The 17,079-nt window shown below is 41.7% G+C and carries 17 protein-coding genes; 4 read left to right on the forward strand and 13 right to left on the reverse strand.

The window, feature by feature from the left end:
- Positions 1-175 precede the first annotated feature (175 nt).
- The 5 genes from KPL72_RS14035 to KPL72_RS14055 form a co-directional block, all read right to left on the reverse strand.
- Positions 176-1,378, reverse strand: a complete 1,203-nt coding sequence (locus KPL72_RS14035) for a CmpA/NrtA family ABC transporter substrate-binding protein (protein ID WP_219703337.1) — start codon at positions 1,376-1,378, stop codon at positions 176-178.
- Positions 1,375-1,980, reverse strand: coding sequence for an ANTAR domain-containing response regulator (locus tag KPL72_RS14040; protein WP_212915750.1), 606 nt, complete (start codon positions 1,978-1,980; stop codon positions 1,375-1,377). The genes KPL72_RS14035 and KPL72_RS14040 overlap by 4 nt, the downstream gene beginning before the upstream one ends.
- Before the next feature lie 188 nt (positions 1,981-2,168).
- Positions 2,169-2,807, reverse strand: a complete 639-nt coding sequence (locus KPL72_RS14045; RefSeq protein WP_212915751.1) for a helix-turn-helix domain-containing protein — start codon at positions 2,805-2,807, stop codon at positions 2,169-2,171.
- Between the two features lie 105 nt (positions 2,808-2,912).
- The gene (locus tag KPL72_RS14050; protein WP_212915752.1) at positions 2,913-4,244 is read right to left on the reverse strand and encodes an HlyD family type I secretion periplasmic adaptor subunit; all 1,332 of its coding nucleotides are present in this window, start codon (positions 4,242-4,244) and stop codon (positions 2,913-2,915) included.
- Between the two features lie 2 nt (positions 4,245-4,246).
- A complete protein-coding gene (locus KPL72_RS14055) occupies positions 4,247-6,535 on the reverse strand; it encodes a type I secretion system permease/ATPase (RefSeq protein ID WP_219703338.1) in 2,289 nt (762 codons plus the stop codon).
- A gap of 145 nt (positions 6,536-6,680) precedes the next feature.
- On the opposite strand from KPL72_RS14055, the gene KPL72_RS14060 reads away from it, so the two are divergent.
- Positions 6,681-7,052: a hypothetical protein gene (locus tag KPL72_RS14060; RefSeq protein WP_212915754.1), complete on the forward strand. Its 372-nt coding sequence runs from the start codon at positions 6,681-6,683 to the stop codon at positions 7,050-7,052.
- A 58-nt stretch (positions 7,053-7,110) separates the two neighbouring features.
- Here KPL72_RS14060 and KPL72_RS14065 read toward each other — a convergent pair whose 3' ends face one another.
- The 5 genes from KPL72_RS14065 to KPL72_RS14085 all read right to left on the reverse strand — a co-directional run bounded on the left by KPL72_RS14065 (position 7,111) and on the right by KPL72_RS14085 (position 11,459).
- Entirely contained in the window at positions 7,111-9,060 is a 1,950-nt protein-coding gene (locus tag KPL72_RS14065; RefSeq protein WP_219703339.1) for a bifunctional diguanylate cyclase/phosphodiesterase, read from the reverse strand.
- Positions 9,061-9,070: 10 nt separating this feature from the next.
- A complete protein-coding gene (locus KPL72_RS14070; protein ID WP_249411586.1) occupies positions 9,071-9,700 on the reverse strand; it encodes a transglutaminase-like cysteine peptidase in 630 nt (209 codons plus the stop codon).
- 67 nt (positions 9,701-9,767) lie between these two features.
- Positions 9,768-10,061 carry a DUF1244 domain-containing protein gene (locus KPL72_RS14075; RefSeq protein WP_212915757.1) on the reverse strand — a complete coding sequence of 98 codons (294 nt, stop codon included), beginning with the start codon at positions 10,059-10,061 and terminating at the stop codon, positions 9,768-9,770.
- Between the two features lie 42 nt (positions 10,062-10,103).
- Positions 10,104-10,703, reverse strand: coding sequence for a tRNA-uridine aminocarboxypropyltransferase (locus KPL72_RS14080; RefSeq protein ID WP_219703340.1), 600 nt, complete (start codon positions 10,701-10,703; stop codon positions 10,104-10,106).
- A 30-nt stretch (positions 10,704-10,733) separates the two neighbouring features.
- Positions 10,734-11,459 (reverse strand): pyridoxine 5'-phosphate synthase, encoded by a 726-nt coding sequence (locus KPL72_RS14085; protein ID WP_219703341.1) that lies wholly within the window; start codon positions 11,457-11,459, stop codon positions 10,734-10,736.
- A gap of 426 nt (positions 11,460-11,885) precedes the next feature.
- On the opposite strand from KPL72_RS14085, the gene KPL72_RS14090 reads away from it, so the two are divergent.
- The 3 genes from KPL72_RS14090 (at position 11,886) to KPL72_RS14100 (ending at position 13,617) form a co-directional block, all read left to right on the forward strand.
- Entirely contained in the window at positions 11,886-12,560 is a 675-nt protein-coding gene (locus KPL72_RS14090) for a DNA-3-methyladenine glycosylase I (protein WP_212915760.1), read from the forward strand.
- 34 nt (positions 12,561-12,594) lie between these two features.
- Entirely contained in the window at positions 12,595-13,236 is a 642-nt protein-coding gene (locus KPL72_RS14095; RefSeq protein ID WP_212915761.1) for a DsbA family oxidoreductase, read from the forward strand.
- A 186-nt stretch (positions 13,237-13,422) separates the two neighbouring features.
- Positions 13,423-13,617, forward strand: coding sequence for a (2Fe-2S)-binding protein (locus tag KPL72_RS14100; protein WP_012070521.1), 195 nt, complete (start codon positions 13,423-13,425; stop codon positions 13,615-13,617).
- Positions 13,618-13,630: 13 nt separating this feature from the next.
- On the opposite strand, the gene bfr (KPL72_RS14105) is transcribed toward KPL72_RS14100, so the two are convergent.
- The 3 genes from bfr (KPL72_RS14105) to parC form a co-directional block, all read right to left on the reverse strand.
- Entirely contained in the window at positions 13,631-14,095 is a 465-nt protein-coding gene (gene bfr, locus KPL72_RS14105; protein ID WP_219703342.1) for a bacterioferritin, read from the reverse strand.
- An 11-nt stretch (positions 14,096-14,106) separates the two neighbouring features.
- Entirely contained in the window at positions 14,107-14,580 is a 474-nt protein-coding gene (gene bfr / locus KPL72_RS14110) for a bacterioferritin (protein WP_219703343.1), read from the reverse strand.
- Between the two features lie 121 nt (positions 14,581-14,701).
- Complete coding sequence (parC, locus tag KPL72_RS14115; protein WP_219703344.1) at positions 14,702-16,999, reverse strand: DNA topoisomerase IV subunit A; 2,298 nt, start codon at positions 16,997-16,999, stop codon at positions 14,702-14,704.
- Positions 17,000-17,079 lie beyond the last annotated feature (80 nt).

Consider the following 17,079-nt stretch of genomic DNA (forward strand, 5'->3'; position numbering starts at 1 on the left):
CTATAAATAATTCTATGATTTTTATAAAGCACGCAGCGTGCCAATATAACTAACTCAATGATTTATAAGTTTTTTAGGGTAGTGTGCTTATCTAGATAACACTATTCAACACGTAATATGAACCTATTCGCCCAACAATCAAGCAGAGCGCACTAAAAGAAGACACGCAAACACATTATTTAGCCGATGTATCAAAACCGGCTAAAATCCCATCTGGATGCAAACGTATCTTTCCTGCCGCAACGGCATCCAACCAAGTTTCCTCCTGCTCGACAGACAAATACCAATCCCTACTTTCACCTTCTTCAGGAAAACCTAAAGCTTTGTTATAAAGATCCTGACGATAAACTTGCTCTGCCACTTTACTCAGTGACTGAATCTCCCCCAGCTGCTGCCAACGATGCATTTGCGCCATAATCCATAATGCGTAACTAGGTAAAGGTTTATTAATATCGCTACCAGAAAAACGCTGATACGCCTTCATTGGCCAATCAAATTGACCTTTTGGTTTAATGGCACTGAAACCATAAACTAGCTGCTCTAGTGTGCAATTCAGATAATCTGGATGACTTAATATACTCAGCAACTCAGTTTGGTTGCTGGGCTCATCTACCCACAAACAGGCTTTTTCTAAGGCGCGAATAATTGACAAATACACGGCTTGGTTCCGTTCGGCCCAAACAGAGTTCACGCCAAATACTTTTTCTGGTGTACTCCCCCAAATTTCATAACCAGTCACCAACATATGCCCAATACCTTGCTCAACAGCAAGACTGTTCCATGGCTCACCGACGCAATAACCATCGATATCACCCTGCCTTAAGCTATCGAGCATCTTCACAGGTGGAACCACGACTATTTGCATATCTTTATCGGAATCAATTCCGGCGCGGCTTAGCCAATCTCTTAGCTGATAGTTATGGGATGAATAAGGATAAACCATTGCAAAACGTAATGGTGCCGCGTCAGCTCCTCGGGCATCGAGCAATTTTTTCAACGCCACACCTGTGCGAATATCAACCGAAGACTCAGCATAATGCTGCAACTCTTCATACAGGGCATTACCAATCGTGATGCCGTTGCCGTTATGGCTTACGGTAAAACTCGTTTGCATGGCGGTCTTAATGGTACCAACCCCCAAACTGGCCGCAATCGGCATAGACGCCAACATATGAGCGCCATCAAGCAGATTAAAGGCCACTTTATCGCGGATACTTGCCCAAGATGCTTCTTTAGATAGCACCACATCCACGCCTTCTTGAATGAAAAAGCCTTTTTCTTGGGCAATTACAAAGGGGGCACAATCGATCAATGGAATAAAACCAATACGAACAGGTTCACTATTTTGAATAATATTATTTGGCTGCATCAGGTTCATTTTGAACCTCCCATCAGTTCCATCACAGAGATGATATTACGAGCTACGTCTGTCATTCGCTGACTACGATCCATCGCGAGTTTCCTCAGCGCTTTATAAGCAGCAGGCTCATCACATTGTTGATGTTTCATTATCAGCCCTTTTGCTTTATCTATCAGCTTACGGTCTTCAAGCTGACTTTTTACGGATTCTAATTCCGACCTTAGCGCCTGAAACTCTCGAAATCTTGCAATGGCAACTTGCAGCAACGCTTTAACGCTACCACTGTTAACACCATCAACCACATAGGCGCTGACACCCGCTCGAATAGCCGCTTCCACGTGTCTGGAATCATCTTCTTCGGCAAACATCACAATAGGACGAGGATTATCTTTGGTAAGTCGAGACATGTTTTCCAACATATCTCGATCTGGGGATTCGATATCAATAATGACCATATCTGGTTGAAATTCGTTAACTGCTTCCGTTAGATTCTTGGCATTTTCCAGTCGTCTAATTACGCGATAACCACTATCAATCATGGCTTGCTCTACAATGGCTGCTCGTGCGGGCTCATTGTCAACAAGCATCACGGTTAATTCTTTTTCTGGGCGAGCAGGCATGGTGCATTCTCTTAAAAACGTGAAGTCATTCTCAGATAAAATGCAAGATATGCGCCATTTCGATACACTATTTTTCTAGAGGATTAAACGCAAAAAAGGCTCAAAATAGAGCCTTTAGAGAGAAGCAACTAGATAAAACATTAAAAGCGAGCTTTATAAGTGCACACTAGCACTCATAAAGAACCAAACTAATGCACAGCATATCTAGTCTGTGCAAGCAGCGCTAAAGACAAACGGTCTTTAGTATTGGTTTTTTTGAAAATCGAAGTTAAATGGGCTTTTACAGTACGCTCTGTAATACCCATCTCAAGAGCGATTTGCTTATTTGATAAGCCTCTTGAAACACTGTGAGCAACATTCACCTCTCGTTCAGACAAGTCATCCAAATCATCATTATGAATCATCTTCGCAGGTAAGGTAGACTGCATAATAAGCTGCTGAATAAAGGATTTACCGCCCCAAATTTCACCAGAATCAACAACAGATAACACTAAAGAAAGCTGCTCTTTACCAATATAAGGGGCACATTGACCACTCACACCTACAGAAAAAAGTCTTAAAGCCGCTGCTTGATTCAATTGATTCGGAAATACGATAATTTTTTGCTTAGGAAAAGCAGAGCAAAGCGCAACGACGTCCTCTACCTGTTTAGAAAAAGATATCTCGTCTAAATAAATAAAACAGTAGGTGAAACTAGACATTGCGGTTTCCAACGCTTGGTACACCTCATCAAACGTCTCAACTCGAACCAATGAAGCACTTACATTGACAATTTGATTCCAATGTTTCCATACGGCATCATCTGTATTCCAACACAAAGTTTTCAAAATAAGTCTCGTCCTATCAAGTGCGATGTGACCATTCTAACCAGCTAACAAGAGCGTATTGTTAACATTTGTAACTATGCATTACGCTTGAAAACTTTTTTGTAATTACCGCTCACGAAGCGCATTTTGTTTTGCTTTCAAAATAGGCTTTAGCAAATAATCCAATAAGGTTTTCTTACCAGTAATAATATCTACTGTAGCCTGCATACCCGGAATAACTGGTAATGGAGCTTTCTCCGTCCCTAAATAGTTTTTATCAGTCCTAACCCTTACCAAATAAAAACTGTTCCCTTCTTCATCAAGGATAGTATCTGCGCTGATATTTTCTACAATGCCATGTAAACCGCCAAATATGGCGAAATCATAGGCAGATAGTTTCACCACAGCACTCAAATTTGGCTGAATAAAACCAATGTTTTCAGGTCGAACTTTTGCCTCGATCAATAACGAGTCTTCAAACGGTACAATTTCAAGCAAGTTCATGCCTGGCTTTATAACGCCGCCAACCGTATTAATCTGAATCTGTTTTACAATGCCTTTTACTGGAGAACGAACTTGTGTTCTTGATACTTTATCTTCAAGAGAGACATTACTTTCACGCAGCTGATCCAGTTTGCTTCTTACTCCGGTCAGATCTTCTTGAGCATCTGCCCGGAACTTCGCATCACCTTCGTCTAATTTGCTTTGCGCTTCTTTTAACGCTGAGCGCGCACGGGGAATAGCTAACTGAGTCGCCTCCAAATCCCCTTGTAGCTGATTCACTTGACGCTCAAGTTGTAAAAGCTCAACTCTAGACACAGCGCCTTGTTCAAACGCTGGACGAGTTAATGACAACTCCTCTTTCGAAAAAGCATAACTCTGTTTTAGGTTATCTAGCTTTGCCTGTAATTCAACTATCTCTTGCTTCTTTTGCTCTATTTGCTGCTGGAAACTAACTTGATTAGTCCGCAAGGACTCTAATCGATTGTTATACAAATCCAGCTCACGCTTTACAACTAACGGATACTCTTTCATGATTTCTGCATCAAACTGCGGCTTTACACCGTAAGATTCTGCCTGCAGACGCGTTGCGCGCACTTTTAAATTAACAGATTCTGCCTGCTGTTCCCGTAATGACGATAGCGCTTCGGTATTTTCGATTGTCATTAACACCTGACCACTATCAACCACTTGACCTACTTTGGCGTTAATTTCTTTTAAAATGCCACCTTCAAGGTTTTGTATCTGCTGAACTTGGCTAGAGGGAATGACCTTCCCTTCTCCAACGGTAACTTCATCTAAAGCAGTATAATTCGCCCAGACTAATGCCGCTGCCACGAAAATAAAAATTACCCAAAGGATAATTCTACCGCCACGGGGCGTTCTCAACATCAAAGCCGCATTTCGATCCGTCAGATACTCTAAGTCATGTTGTGAAATCGGATTTTTATTACTCATTTTTAACTGACCTTCAACTTGCCTTGGCGAAGCGCTTCATGCACTTGCGCTTTTGGACCATCAGCAATCAAGCGACCATTATCCATAACGATAATACGATCAACCATATCTAGCATAGAGGCCTTATGTGTAATCAAAATAAGGGTTTTATCTTTCACCCCTTCTATTAAACGGCGTTTCATTCGAGACTCTGTCGTATTATCCATCGACGCTGTCGGTTCATCCAATATCAAAATTGGTGGATCAAATAATAAGGCCCTCGCAATCGCAATACTTTGACGCTGCCCACCAGATAACAGGGCGCCACGCTCACCAACAATACTATCAAGCCCGCTCGGCTTACGATTGGCAAATTCCGACACACCAGACAAATCTGCCGCGCGAATGATGGCATCGTCTTCCATATAAGGAACGCCCATTACGATGTTATCCTTGATAGAGCCATAGAATAAATTCACATCTTGCGAAACCGCACCAATATTTCGACGCAGATCCGTTGGATTAACTTGACGTAAATCCACACCGTCTATTCTTATTGCGCCACTATCTGGTGTATAAAGCCCAGTCATTAATTTACCAAGGGTCGATTTACCTGAGCCAATCCGGCCAATAATAGCCACTTTTTCCCCTTGCTTAATATTAATATTAATAGCACTGACTGCAGCCTGCTCTTGATCAGGATAAGCGAAGTTAACCGCTTCAAATTGAAATTCACCTTTAAACACTGGACGATGAACAAATTTGACGTCATCAGGATTTTCAACCGGTGACGACATGATTTCGTTTAACGAAGTAAAAGCAGATTTTGCTTGGTTATAACGGGTCGCTAAGCCAGCTACTTGCGCCATAGGGCCAAGCGCCCTTCCAGTCAACATAACAGAGGCAACCAAAGCGCCCATACTCATATTACCTTCAGATATTTGGTACACCCCAACAATAACAATAATAACGGTGGTTAGCTGCTGAGCGACCATCGCAAAAGAGGAAGAAGATTGTGACAACTGACGCGTTTTTACCCCCCAGTCGGCGATGTTACCAACAGCATTTTCCCACTGTTTCTGCATCACGCCTTCGGCATTATTGAGCTTAACGCTTTCTGCGTTATACAAACTCTCAATCAATACGGCATTTTTTTGTGATGCGGTTTTCTGGCCTTCTTCGATAGAGCGGCGCAGTGGAATTTGAATAATGATGCTATAAAGGACGATCAGAGCAATGGTTACAATCGGAATATAACCAACTGGGCCGCCAATTAACCAAATCACGCCAATGATCAAAAACATAAAAGGAATATCAACCAATGTGGTGATAGACGCAGAGGTGATAAAGTCTCGAATGCTTTCAAATTCTTGTAGGTTTTTGGCAAAAGCCCCAACAGATTTGGGTCTCGATGCCATGGTGATGTTATTTACTCTGGAGAAGATAGCCGCTGATATCAAAATATCAGATTTCTTACCCGCTATGTCGATAAAATAAGCCCGTAAGGTTCGCAATAGAAAATCGAATAAATACACAACAGCAGCACCGATAGCCAACACCCAAAGCGTATCAAACGCATTATTCGGCACAACGCGGTCATAAACGTTCATAACAAAAAGAGGACTAGCAACGGCAAAAATATTAATCAGCAAGGACGCAATAAAAACGTCTCGATAGATTCGCCAAGAACCTGCAATGGTTCCCCAAAACCAATGACCCTTTTTATTTTCTTTTTCATCACTTTTTTCAGAGCGTTTATCAAATTGATACAGAGGGCGAACAAAGAAGCAATAGCCAGTAAAAGACTCGGCAAGCTGATCGATAGGAAGAGTAATCTCGCCTTCTCCAGCTTCTGGGCGAAGGATTTTCGCGACACCTTGAGTTTGGTCTAATTCTAGTAAAATGCAGGCTTGCTGATCTCTTAATAACAATACAGCGGGTAACACCATATCAGGGATTTTTACGAGAGATCGTTTAACAAAACGTGTACTAATACCAATACGTTTAGCTGCCCGCTGAAAAAGCTCAGGCGTCATAGCATTGTCGGTAATAGGTAAACCGGCTGCAATACCATCAGCTGTATAAGGATTATGGAAATATTTGCTTAGCAATACTAAACAATCTAACAGAGGATTAGGGTATTCTAAAGCTGCGCCTTGTGTATTCCACTGATCCACATTCTCTTTAGAACTCTCTTCTTTTGTTGTTTCCATCTGCCCTTCTTCTGATTCATTACTAACTTCATTTTCTTCATACGAATCATTTTCTAAAGGTGACGAAGAGTTCTGTTCTGAGCGACCAGAGTCAGACATACTCTATATTCTCCTAAAACTACCGAAAATCTGTTGTTTATAAACCAATAACACACTAATTATGGTCTAGAATAGTGGTTATTCAGTAATATGTGAAGCGAACAAATCGCCTTGCTACAAAATGAGACAATACAAGGAAATCAATATGCTATACGCAAAAGTCAATGAGAATGGTGTAATTATTGATGTTGCCACATCCCAATCGGATGAGTACAAATTATTAGTCGCGCCAAATGAACCGGCGGTTGCTAGCATATTAGAAAAAAAATTCACCGCAGCTAGTACAAGCACCCAAGAAATACTCGCAAGTTCAGACGGCGAAATGATGCGTATATTGGAAGATTTGATCGATCTTCTTACCGAAAAACGCCTGATACAATTTACCGAACTGCCTCTAGCTGCACAGAAGAAATTACTTGGCAGAAAATGGGTACGTGGCGTACACAGTAGCCACGACGAAGGTTTAATGACTGAAAATGACCTTGTCGAAGGAGACGACGAAGACTCGTTGATTTAAAAAGACGCGTTGATTTACTCCCCATATTTTGCATAAGCAAGATAAGTAGAAATGACACCTACATATCTTGCGCACGCCCAATTAGGAACCCTTGCCCACCAGAAACATCAAATCGTTTTAATGCGATTAATTGCTTTTCACTTTCCACACCCGTAGCAATCACTTCTATATTCAAGCTATTAAACATCTTACAAAGCGTATGCATAAAGAAAGATTCCGACTCTTTACCTGCGGCCATGCGGGTATAAGAAGAATCTACCTTGACATAATCTGGCATCAAGGTTTGTAGGTATTGGAAAGCTGAAAATTGCTTACCAACATTATCTATTCCAAATAAAACACGCTGATTTTTCAACATCTGGGCCAGCTCATTGGCCTGTTCTTCTTCAATCAAAACACTCTGCTCTGAAATTTCAAACATCAGCTTACTTTTCACATCCGCACTAAGATGACTTAAAGTCTTATTCAGCCACTCAATAAAAGCAGGCTTGGCGTATGAAGAAGCAGACAAATTTACAGTTAACGGAATCGTTAACTGTCTCAACTTAATATGTTCTATTACTCGACCAATGATGACTTGGTCTATTTGACTACCTAAATCAAACTGCTCAGCCAGACCAATAAAGTAACCAGCATGATACTCTTTACCTGCATGCTCCAAGCCCATAAACACTTCTTCGTGAAGAACAACAGGCGACTCATCCAGAGTCGTAATTTTTTGTTTCTTGAGTTTAAAAGATTTATGTAGGATCGCCGATTCTAATATGTCTTTCCAAGCCGTTCTGCTAATAGCCATGTTTTGACCCATGTTAAGGTCAAACACCTTACTTGTATTACTGCCTTCTCGCTTCGCTTCACGTAGAGCAGCATCCGCTTGAGACATGGCGCTGGAACGCTCTACCGCCCCATCGATGGTCACCGCACCAATATTAGCCACAGCGACGGAGTAACTAATACTTGCTGTATTCAACTCCATCAATTCAGTCAAAATTTCATCGACTACTTTAGTGAGCTGACTGTGATCGAAATTAGGAATAAGTAAAACAAAGTCCGCGCCAGACAAACGCGCTAAAGTAGCAAAAGAAGAAAGCGTTGACACTTTTTGAGTCAAAATATCCGCTGCAGACTGAATAAACATATCGGCTGACTCATAACCACGTTCATTATTTAACTTGCCCAAATCCGCCAAACTAACCAAAATCAGACCATCTACGCCACGCTCTCTTTCACCAAAATGTGACTTCATCTGACTTTCAAAAAAATGTCGGTTACCCAACCCACTGACTGGGTCTTTGAAGGCTTTGGCTTGTAGCCATTTCGCTGTTTCAACTTCAGAAGCGAACTCTTTCTCCAATTTCGCGGCCATTCGATTCATCGACAAAACAACAGACTTTAGCTCTCGTGTTTTAGGTACCGCTATCGTTTTAATAAATCGACGTTGCTGAATCGCTTCTGCTTGTTTTTCAAGCTCAGCCAAGGGTCGGAATAAATAGCGTAATGCAAAACTACCGACAATAAGAGTGATCGCACCAATCACAAAAAACGACACTAGCAAATCTCGTGAAGCCAGCCAAAGTTGGTTATAACCGTAGCCCGCACTACCCGTTATGTAGACTTGTCCAAGCTCATTCCAGCCATTAGAAATAATAGCTCTAGCCACTGGCACTTTGAAATCGATCAAGTTAATGAACCAATTAGGGACGCCGTCTATTTTAGTTTCATTAGAGCGGGTGATATTTTTATCCGTATCATAAACATGAATTCTTACTTCCGAAAAATAGCCACTATCGAATACTGCATTGATACTACTTTCAACCGATGCGTAATCTTCTGACGCCATAAAATCTGACACTGACATACTCAAGGATGTCGCTGAGTCTTGGGTGGTCGATTCCAATTGTCCGATCAAATAGCCTTTCGTAGTATTGAAGTTAATAACCATCACTACAGCCAGCATCAGTGAGAATATGGCAATAATCGTCATCATTAATTGGCGGAACAGTGTCATCCAAGCTCTCCTAATTTGTCATCGTATTGAAACGATTATTTAAATCTGTCCACAAGCTCAATCTTGATGAGCCACCTACCAATACACCACGCCCTTTTTCTTTTGAAAGCCACAAGTTCTCTGCATTGAACGAATAAATAGGCAAAAGATCATTGCGCTTTGACGCGGGTTTTAATTCTTTATCAAGATTATCAAGCAAGACAGGAACGGAAGTTGGCTTATGATAATAGGCCAATACCATATGATGTTGATTAAGCTTCAACGCCTTTACATACACAAGTCGTAGTTTTTCATCTGGGACACCAAGCTCTCTAAGCGTGAAATATTTGGCAATAGTAAAGTCTTCACAATCTCCAGCTTGCATCCCTAAAAATTCAATGGGCGTTGCCCAATAGTCTTCTTTCCCCCACAAGGACATGTCGTCGACAAATTCCATCTGGTTAAAGAAATTATTTACTTGAGTAAGTTGATCAACAATAGCTAAAGATCGGGAATCATCGATCAACTTTCGCCAAGCTAGAATACGCTTTTCAGCCCCGACGCCATATACTGAACCCGCTTGTTTTGCTAACTTTCGATATTTATCTGACACATCAGCGTACAGCCACCAATGTGGAACAAAGCACATAATAAGAAGCACACAAACAAGACGCTTGGTGCTTCTTAAGCATGAAAAAAACGAGTTGAATCGTTTTTTCAAGGCAATATTACTTGTCAGACTTAGGCTTTGCATTAAAAGCGGCCAACTGCTCTGCAGTGGCTTCTGGTTGATACTTGGCCTTCCAAGTGTCGTAAGGTTCGCCATAAACGAACTCACGCGCTTCATCGTAGTCTACTTTAACGCCGTGCTGGTCTGCCTCGGCCATATACCATTTGCTCAAACAGTTACGACAAAAACCAGCTAGGTTCATCAGATCAATATTTTGCACAGACTTATTGTCATCGAGATGTTTCAAAAGGCGACGCAATACAGCGGCTTCAATTTCAGTTTGTTTGCTCATAATAATTTCAAATCTCTCTGTCTTCTTCTAACTCGTTAACGATTAATCAAGGTGTCGATGACTCAAGGGCTGCTTGCGCCACTGCCATTCTTGCGCCACTGCCATAAACTCTCTTAATGGCTGCATGTCCTCACCAGTTACTTGCTCTATTGCGTAGGCACATGCTTCTAAGGTTGATAACGACTGCACACTGGGTGACTTACGAATACTATATTGCCCTACTGGCGGCCGCGAAAAACACACAGCGTTAAAAGCATGCAGTAAGGGTTCAGTTAAATACAGTTTCTTCGCCTTTCTCCAAGTTGCATCAAGTAAAATCAAACCTTCAATTTCAGCTATTGAGCCTTTATCTATCGACTCTATAAACACAGCATCGTCCGATGGAAAAACCAAACACCATTTAGCAGGATCTTTTTGCCTCAAAGTATTAATTAATGCTTCTTGATTGACTGTCGAAACACATTCCATCGACGGCAATCCTAAAGACAACAATGACACTGTATTTTTAGCATGTTGTGCCTCTTTAGGATCTTGCAAAATCAAAATCTTTAATCGCGTAGAAAGCACAGGTATCCACTTACAAACGCACTGATCAGTTAAAAAGTGACAATCATCACAGCGTGCTCTTTTTGCGCTTTGCATACTCAAGTCTCAGGTTTAGGTTCCTATCTCTCAAGCCAATTTTTCAAGGTAAGCTTTTACTACGTTATTCCAGCCTAGATCCAAAGCTTCAATGGTTAATGCATGACCAATCGATACCTCCATGATTCGACCTTGCTCACACAAAGTCCGAACATTATTTAAATCTAAGTCATGCCCAGCGTTTACTTCCAATCCTGCATCCAAGGCAGCTTGAGCCGCTTGCTGGTAGGTTTCAAGAACCTCATCAAAACCATCTTTACCAAATGCATTAGCATAGGCTTCTGTATATAGCTCCACACGGTCAGCACCAACTTCTTTGGCTAACACCATGTTTTCAGGCTCAGGATCCATAAATAAAACAACGCGGATACCTTTTGCTTTGAGTTTAGCAATAACTGGACGCAATGCGTCTTGATCACGAGCGATATTCCAACCGTGGTCGGATGTAAGCTGATTTGGGTCATCAGGTACTAGCGTACATTGATCCGGCTCTACTTCTAAAACAACGTCCAGAAACTGTGCATCAGGAAAACCTTCAACATTTAATTCAGCACCTGGGAAACGTTTTAATAGCGTCTTCAAATCGTGCGCATCTTGATAAGTCGCATGACGCTGATCAGGCCTTGGGTGAATGGTAATACCAAACGCGCCAAGCTCCAGCGTACGTTCCGCCATATCAATCAAATTTGGATAATCTCTTCCACGAGAATTACGAAGTAAGCCAATTTTATTCAGATTAACGCTTAAGTGTGTCATTCAACTTCTCTCGACAGGGTCATTTATTGGCATTATAGGACAAACACATAGCGTCCATCACTAAAATACCAAACAAGTTATCCGCTCAGCCATTATCTAGGGAAGGTGCGAACAAGCCCTCTTGTCTCAGCATGTGGATAAAAGCCTGTTATTCGTGGCGAGTAGCGAATGTGAATAGTGGTTCTATTTTCGAGGTGCTCAACAAAGAATACAGGCTTTTAGGACATGCCCTGCGGGTCTTTCAGAGTTTACTATTAAAAGTAACAGGCCACATATCGTTGCGACTCTTTGAAAGGTACCTACATTCCTTCAGAGTCGTGCTTTATTTGACGATTTCTCTGAAAGACTGAGGCTTAGTAGACTTATTCGCACCTTCCCTAGAGCGAGGCTTATGATAAACTGAGCGCCACAAAATAGGAGTCCAGGATGAAATACGAACTCTTTCAATCAATTTACGATCGAGCCGCCCTTCGACATGGTGGAGCGAAGCACCTTGAAGCCATGCTCTCTGTACCACTAAGCCCTGCGCAACTGAGTCAACACAGCGACGATAGATGGCTAGCGGCGTTCTCTCAGAAAGTCTTTCAATCAGGCATTAACTGGCAAGTGGTTCGCAACAAATGGCCCGGTTTTGAAACTGTTTTTTTCGGTTTTGATATCGAAAAAATGCTGCTTATCCATGACGAAATGTGGGAAGAAAAAGCCAAAGACGTACGCATCATTCGTAACTTTGGCAAGGTAATGACAATCCGCGAAAACGCCCTGATGATTAGCGAATGTCAGGCTAGTCATGGATCATTCTCTAACTTTGTTGCTAACTGGCCAAATGACGACATTATTGGTCTGTGGGCCTATTTAAAAAAACACGGCGCTCGTCTTGGTGGCAATACTGGCCCCTATACATTAAGAGCAATGGGCAAAGACACGTTTATGCTAACCAGAGATGTTGAAGGCTATTTGCGTCAACATGAGATCATTACCACAGGAAGAGACACTCAGTCCGCTTGGAAAGCAGCACAAGTAGCGTTTAATTATTGGCACAAAGAAAGCGGTCGCTCTTATACAGAAATTAGCCAGTGCATTGCATTGAGCGTCAATTAAACACTTTAAACTTTACTATTCTTTAGGAGAACACATGGCCGATCTTCGTATCGACATTATTTCAGATGTAGTTTGCCCTTGGTGCTACCTAGGCTATTCACGTCTTAAGCAAGCCATTGAACAATTAGGCGATGACTATAAAATCGACATTCGTTGGCAGCCCTTTGAACTGCATCCCGATATGCCGTTAGAAGGCGCTGACCGAGAAACTTACCTCGGCGAGCGATTCGGCAGTCCAGAAAAACTCAATGAAGCCACACACGCGATTCAACAAGTGGGAATTGAAGCAGGTATCCAATTTAATTTCTCAGAAAAAGACCGCATCCCTAATACCAAACTTGCCCACCAATTTGTGCTTGCAGCCACTAAATCTGGATTAGCGACACCATTTGTCTTGGCTGCATTCCATGCTTATTTTACGGACGGAAAAGACATAGGATCAAAAAGTATCCTTGAAGAAGTAGCAGTGAGTATCGGTATGCAAAAAGCCGATATTGAATACGCACTAAGCGCAGAAGCTAAAACACTAACTGAGAAAAAACTACAGCATTTACGTGGTTTGCAAATTAACTCAGTGCCGACTTATGTCATCAACGACAAATATATGGTTCAAGGCGCTCATGACCCAGAATCCTTCCTAAAAGTGCTTAACGATATCGCTGAAAAAGAGTTGTAACCCCTATCACTCAATCCTGATAACGATAAGACTAAAGCGGTCATTTGGTCTTATCGTTAACGCTTTGAAAAAGCTCTAAAAAAAACTATCAAACCATGAAAATAGATAAATTATTATCTATTGATAATCATTAACATTAAAAATACAATCGCATGATTAGAATATTAGTGAGAGTGATTTTCATTTATGTACGTTTGTATTTGTAATCGAGTATCAGACAGAGAAATCAAAGCGTCCATCCAAGAAGGGGCGACAACTATGCGTGAACTATATAAAGAACACAGTATTGGTAGTCAGTGTGGAAAGTGCTGTCAGTGCGCAAAAAAGCTACTAAACAGTGAGTTAATCAAAATTGCTGAAACCCAAGTTCAAGTAGCTTAATTGCAGCATTGAGTTACATTTGAGATTGCAGGTAATTTTCAATGCCAGAACTGGCAATCAGGTGTTGCTGAGTTTCAAGCCAATCAATTTGTTCTTCTTGCTCTTCTAATATTTTTTCTAATGTATCACGACTCATAAAGTCTTTTTTCTGCTCACATAAATCGATCGCCGCTTTAAGTGCTGGCAACGTATCCAATTCAAACTCTAAGTTAGCAGAAATCATTTCTTCACTATTTTCACCTATACGCAGACGACCAAGGTCTTGCAGATTAGGCAAACCTTCCAAAAACAAAACTCGCTCAATCAAACGATCCGCATTTTTCATTTTTTGAATAGAGGTTTTATAGTCTGCTTTATCAAGCGCACTAAAGCCAAAATCTTTAAACATACGAGCATGAAGAAAATATTGGTTGATACCTACTAATTCATTCGCTAACACTTTATTCAGGTTAGCAACTACGTCACGGTCCCCTTTCATAAAACCTCTCCTTAGTTACCCATCTGCGATTGGTAATAGTTCTGCATGCCAATTTTTTCCATTAGACCAAGCTGTTTTTCCAACCAATAAACATGGTCTTCTTCTGTGTCAAACAACAACTTTTCAAGGGTCTCACGTGTTTGATAATCACCTTCAGCTTCGCACACAGCAATCACTTCACGAACACTCGCCACCACTTCTAATTCGAGTGTCAAATCGTTGCTCATCATAGAACGAACATCAGAGCCAATTAGCAAATCGCGACGTTTTGTCATACATGGAACACCTTCCAAGAACAAAATGCGCTTGATAAGCCAGTCAGAATGCTGAGTTTCTTCTTCCATTTCATGATTAAGGCGGTCATATAACTTGCTCAAGCCCCAGTCTTCGTACATGCGCGAGTGAATGAAATACTGATCAATTGCCGCTAATTCATTCGCTAACAACGCATTCAAACCATCGATTACTTTTTTACTGCCTTTCATATTCATTTCCTCTTATTGCAAGCAAGTCCATTTCGCAGAACGAGTACAGAACTCAAAACTTAATTCATAAAATTCTAAAGTCTAGAACATAATTCCGGACTTTAGCGTTAATTGGCTATTTTTAAAACAATTCTTGGCTTGGTGGATCATCCGTTTTAACAACCTTACCTTCGCCCACCTTCACTTCGAGACTATCAATTCGCTGAAAACCTCTAGGTAGTTTCAAGCCTCTCCGGCCACGCTCACCTAGATATTCTTCGAGATCTTTCTCAGTAAAAGAGATAAAACGCTTGCCAGCGTAAGCAGTCAAAAGATCATTTGGCTGAACACAAGCCAGCGCAATAACTAACTCTTCTCTGTCGGCAGCACGAGCACTTGGGATGCTTAGCATCTTGTTGCCCTTGCCTTTCGCCATTTGCGGTAGAGAAGCCACATCAAATGCCAACATACGACCCTCATTAGAAATAGCAACAACACGGCCCGACGCTGGATCTTGCACTGGAACCGGCGGCATGACTTGCGCGCCTTTCGGTAATGACAATGTCGCTTTGCCTGCTTTATTTTTAGCATACAGCTCTTTGAGTTGCGCAACGAAACCATAACCCGCATCACTCGCAATCAAATAATGCGCTTCTTCGTTATCCAGTACCGCAGAAACAATAGTGGCGTCTTTTTCTAGCGAAATACGCCCTGTAATTGGCTCACCTTGACCACGAGCGGAAGGCAATGTATGCGCTTTAATGGAATAGGTGCGCCCATTAGAAGCAAGCAAAACGAGCGTTTGGTTCGAGCGACCTTTGGTACTAACTAAGAATTCATCGCCAGATTTATAACTCAAGCCATTTACATCAATGTCATGGCCTTTTGCGGCACGAATCCAACCTTGCTTAGAGATCACCACAGTAATTGGGTCATTCGACAAAAGGTCTTCTTCGCTGAAAGCTTGCGCCTCTTTACGAGCAACAATCGGAGTACGACGATCATCACCAAAATCATCAATCGCTTCTTGAATCTCCTCGGTGATTAATTTCTTCAACTTACGATCAGAAGACAGCAAGCCTTCTAATTGCTTACGCTCTTTTTCTAGCTCGTCTTGCTCACCCTTGATACGCATCTCTTCAAGTTTAGCAAGGTGACGCAACTTCAATTCTAGAATAGATTCAGCTTGCATATCACTCAAACCAAAACGCGCCATCAACTCTACTTTTGGTTTTTCTTCTGTACGTATAATCTCGATAACTTCATCGATATTTAAGTAGGCGATCAACAAACCTTCTAAAATATGTAAACGGTTATTCACTTTATCAAGACGGAATTGCAAACGACGACGTACCACATCAATACGGAAACGCAACCACTCAGATAAGAAGTTCTTTAGTGGTTTCACTTGAGGCAGGCCATCTAGACCAATCACGTTCATATTAACGCGATAGGATTTTTCTAGATCAGTAGTCGCAAAAAGATGTGTCATGACAGAATCTATATCGACACGATTTGATTTAGGTACGATTACCAGTCGCGTCGGATTTTCATGATCTGATTCATCCCGTAAATCCACCACCATTGGCAGTTTTTTCGCCTGCATTTGCGCGGCAATTTGCTCTAATACTTTACTACCAGACACCTGATGAGGTAGCTCATTAACTACTATTTCACCATCCTCAACAGTAAAACGAGCTCGCGCTTTAATCTGCCCTTTACCTGTTTCGTAAAGTCTAACAATGTCACTTCTTGGCGTAATGATTTCACCACCCGTTGGAAAGTCTGGGCCTTGGACAAAATTAAGCAAATCATCTAATTCAGCATTGGGATTATTAAGCAGATGAATACAAGCGCCACCAATTTCACGTAAGTTATGGGGCGGGATATCCGTTGCCATACCAACCGCAATACCAGTCGTACCATTAAGCAATAAATTAGGCAGACGGGACGGTAATACCGATGGCTCTTGTAAGGTACCATCAAAGTTAGGCGTCCAATCAACCGTGCCTTGACTGACTTCTCTTAGCAATACATCAGCGTATTTTGATAAACGAGACTCAGTGTAACGCATGGCAGCAAAAGATTTTGGATCATCTGGCGCGCCCCAGTTACCCTGTCCATCGACAAGCGGATAACGGTATGAGAAAGGCTGAGCCATCAATACCATGGCTTCATAACAAGCACTGTCACCATGTGGGTGAAACTTACCCAACACATCACCCACAGTACGAGCGGATTTTTTATATTTTGCGCTGGCTTTCAAGCCTAATTCGCTCATTGCATAGATGATACGACGCTGAACTGGTTTTAAACCGTCACCAATATGTGGCAAAGCTCGATCTAAAATAACGTACATGGAGTAATTCAAGTACGCTTTTTCTGTGTAGTCTTTTAATGAAAGGGTTTCATTCGACTCGAAATTTGACAACTCACTCAAGGAAACTTTCCTTCTATAATCGTTTGCATGGGCAAATTATCGGCACATGCGGATTTCATAAACTAATATGGGCTCAACTA

Source organism: Marinomonas lutimaris (genome assembly GCF_019426345.1).
Classification (GTDB): domain Bacteria; phylum Pseudomonadota; class Gammaproteobacteria; order Pseudomonadales; family Marinomonadaceae; genus Marinomonas; species Marinomonas lutimaris.

Excerpts from the sequence above, each read along its gene's own strand:
- KPL72_RS14035 (WP_219703337.1), bottom strand. The coding sequence starts at position 1,378 with ATGAACCTGATGCAGCCAAATAATATTATTCAAAATAGTGAACCTGTT.
- KPL72_RS14040 (WP_212915750.1), bottom strand. The coding sequence starts at position 1,980 with ATGCCTGCTCGCCCAGAAAAAGAATTAACCGTGATGCTTGTTGACAAT.
- KPL72_RS14050 (WP_212915752.1), bottom strand. The coding sequence starts at position 4,244 with ATGAGTAATAAAAATCCGATTTCACAACATGACTTAGAGTATCTGACG.
- KPL72_RS14055 (WP_219703338.1), bottom strand. The coding sequence starts at position 6,535 with ATGTCTGACTCTGGTCGCTCAGAACAGAACTCTTCGTCACCTTTAGAA.
- KPL72_RS14060 (WP_212915754.1), top strand. The coding sequence starts at position 6,681 with ATGCTATACGCAAAAGTCAATGAGAATGGTGTAATTATTGATGTTGCC.
- KPL72_RS14065 (WP_219703339.1), bottom strand. The coding sequence starts at position 9,060 with ATGACACTGTTCCGCCAATTAATGATGACGATTATTGCCATATTCTCA.
- KPL72_RS14075 (WP_212915757.1), bottom strand. The coding sequence starts at position 10,061 with ATGAGCAAACAAACTGAAATTGAAGCCGCTGTATTGCGTCGCCTTTTG.
- KPL72_RS14080 (WP_219703340.1), bottom strand. The coding sequence starts at position 10,703 with ATGCAAAGCGCAAAAAGAGCACGCTGTGATGATTGTCACTTTTTAACT.
- KPL72_RS14085 (WP_219703341.1), bottom strand. The coding sequence starts at position 11,459 with ATGACACACTTAAGCGTTAATCTGAATAAAATTGGCTTACTTCGTAAT.
- KPL72_RS14090 (WP_212915760.1), top strand. The coding sequence starts at position 11,886 with ATGAAATACGAACTCTTTCAATCAATTTACGATCGAGCCGCCCTTCGA.
- KPL72_RS14095 (WP_212915761.1), top strand. The coding sequence starts at position 12,595 with ATGGCCGATCTTCGTATCGACATTATTTCAGATGTAGTTTGCCCTTGG.
- KPL72_RS14100 (WP_012070521.1), top strand. The coding sequence starts at position 13,423 with ATGTACGTTTGTATTTGTAATCGAGTATCAGACAGAGAAATCAAAGCG.
- bfr (WP_219703342.1), bottom strand. The coding sequence starts at position 14,095 with ATGAAAGGGGACCGTGACGTAGTTGCTAACCTGAATAAAGTGTTAGCG.
- bfr (WP_219703343.1), bottom strand. The coding sequence starts at position 14,580 with ATGAAAGGCAGTAAAAAAGTAATCGATGGTTTGAATGCGTTGTTAGCG.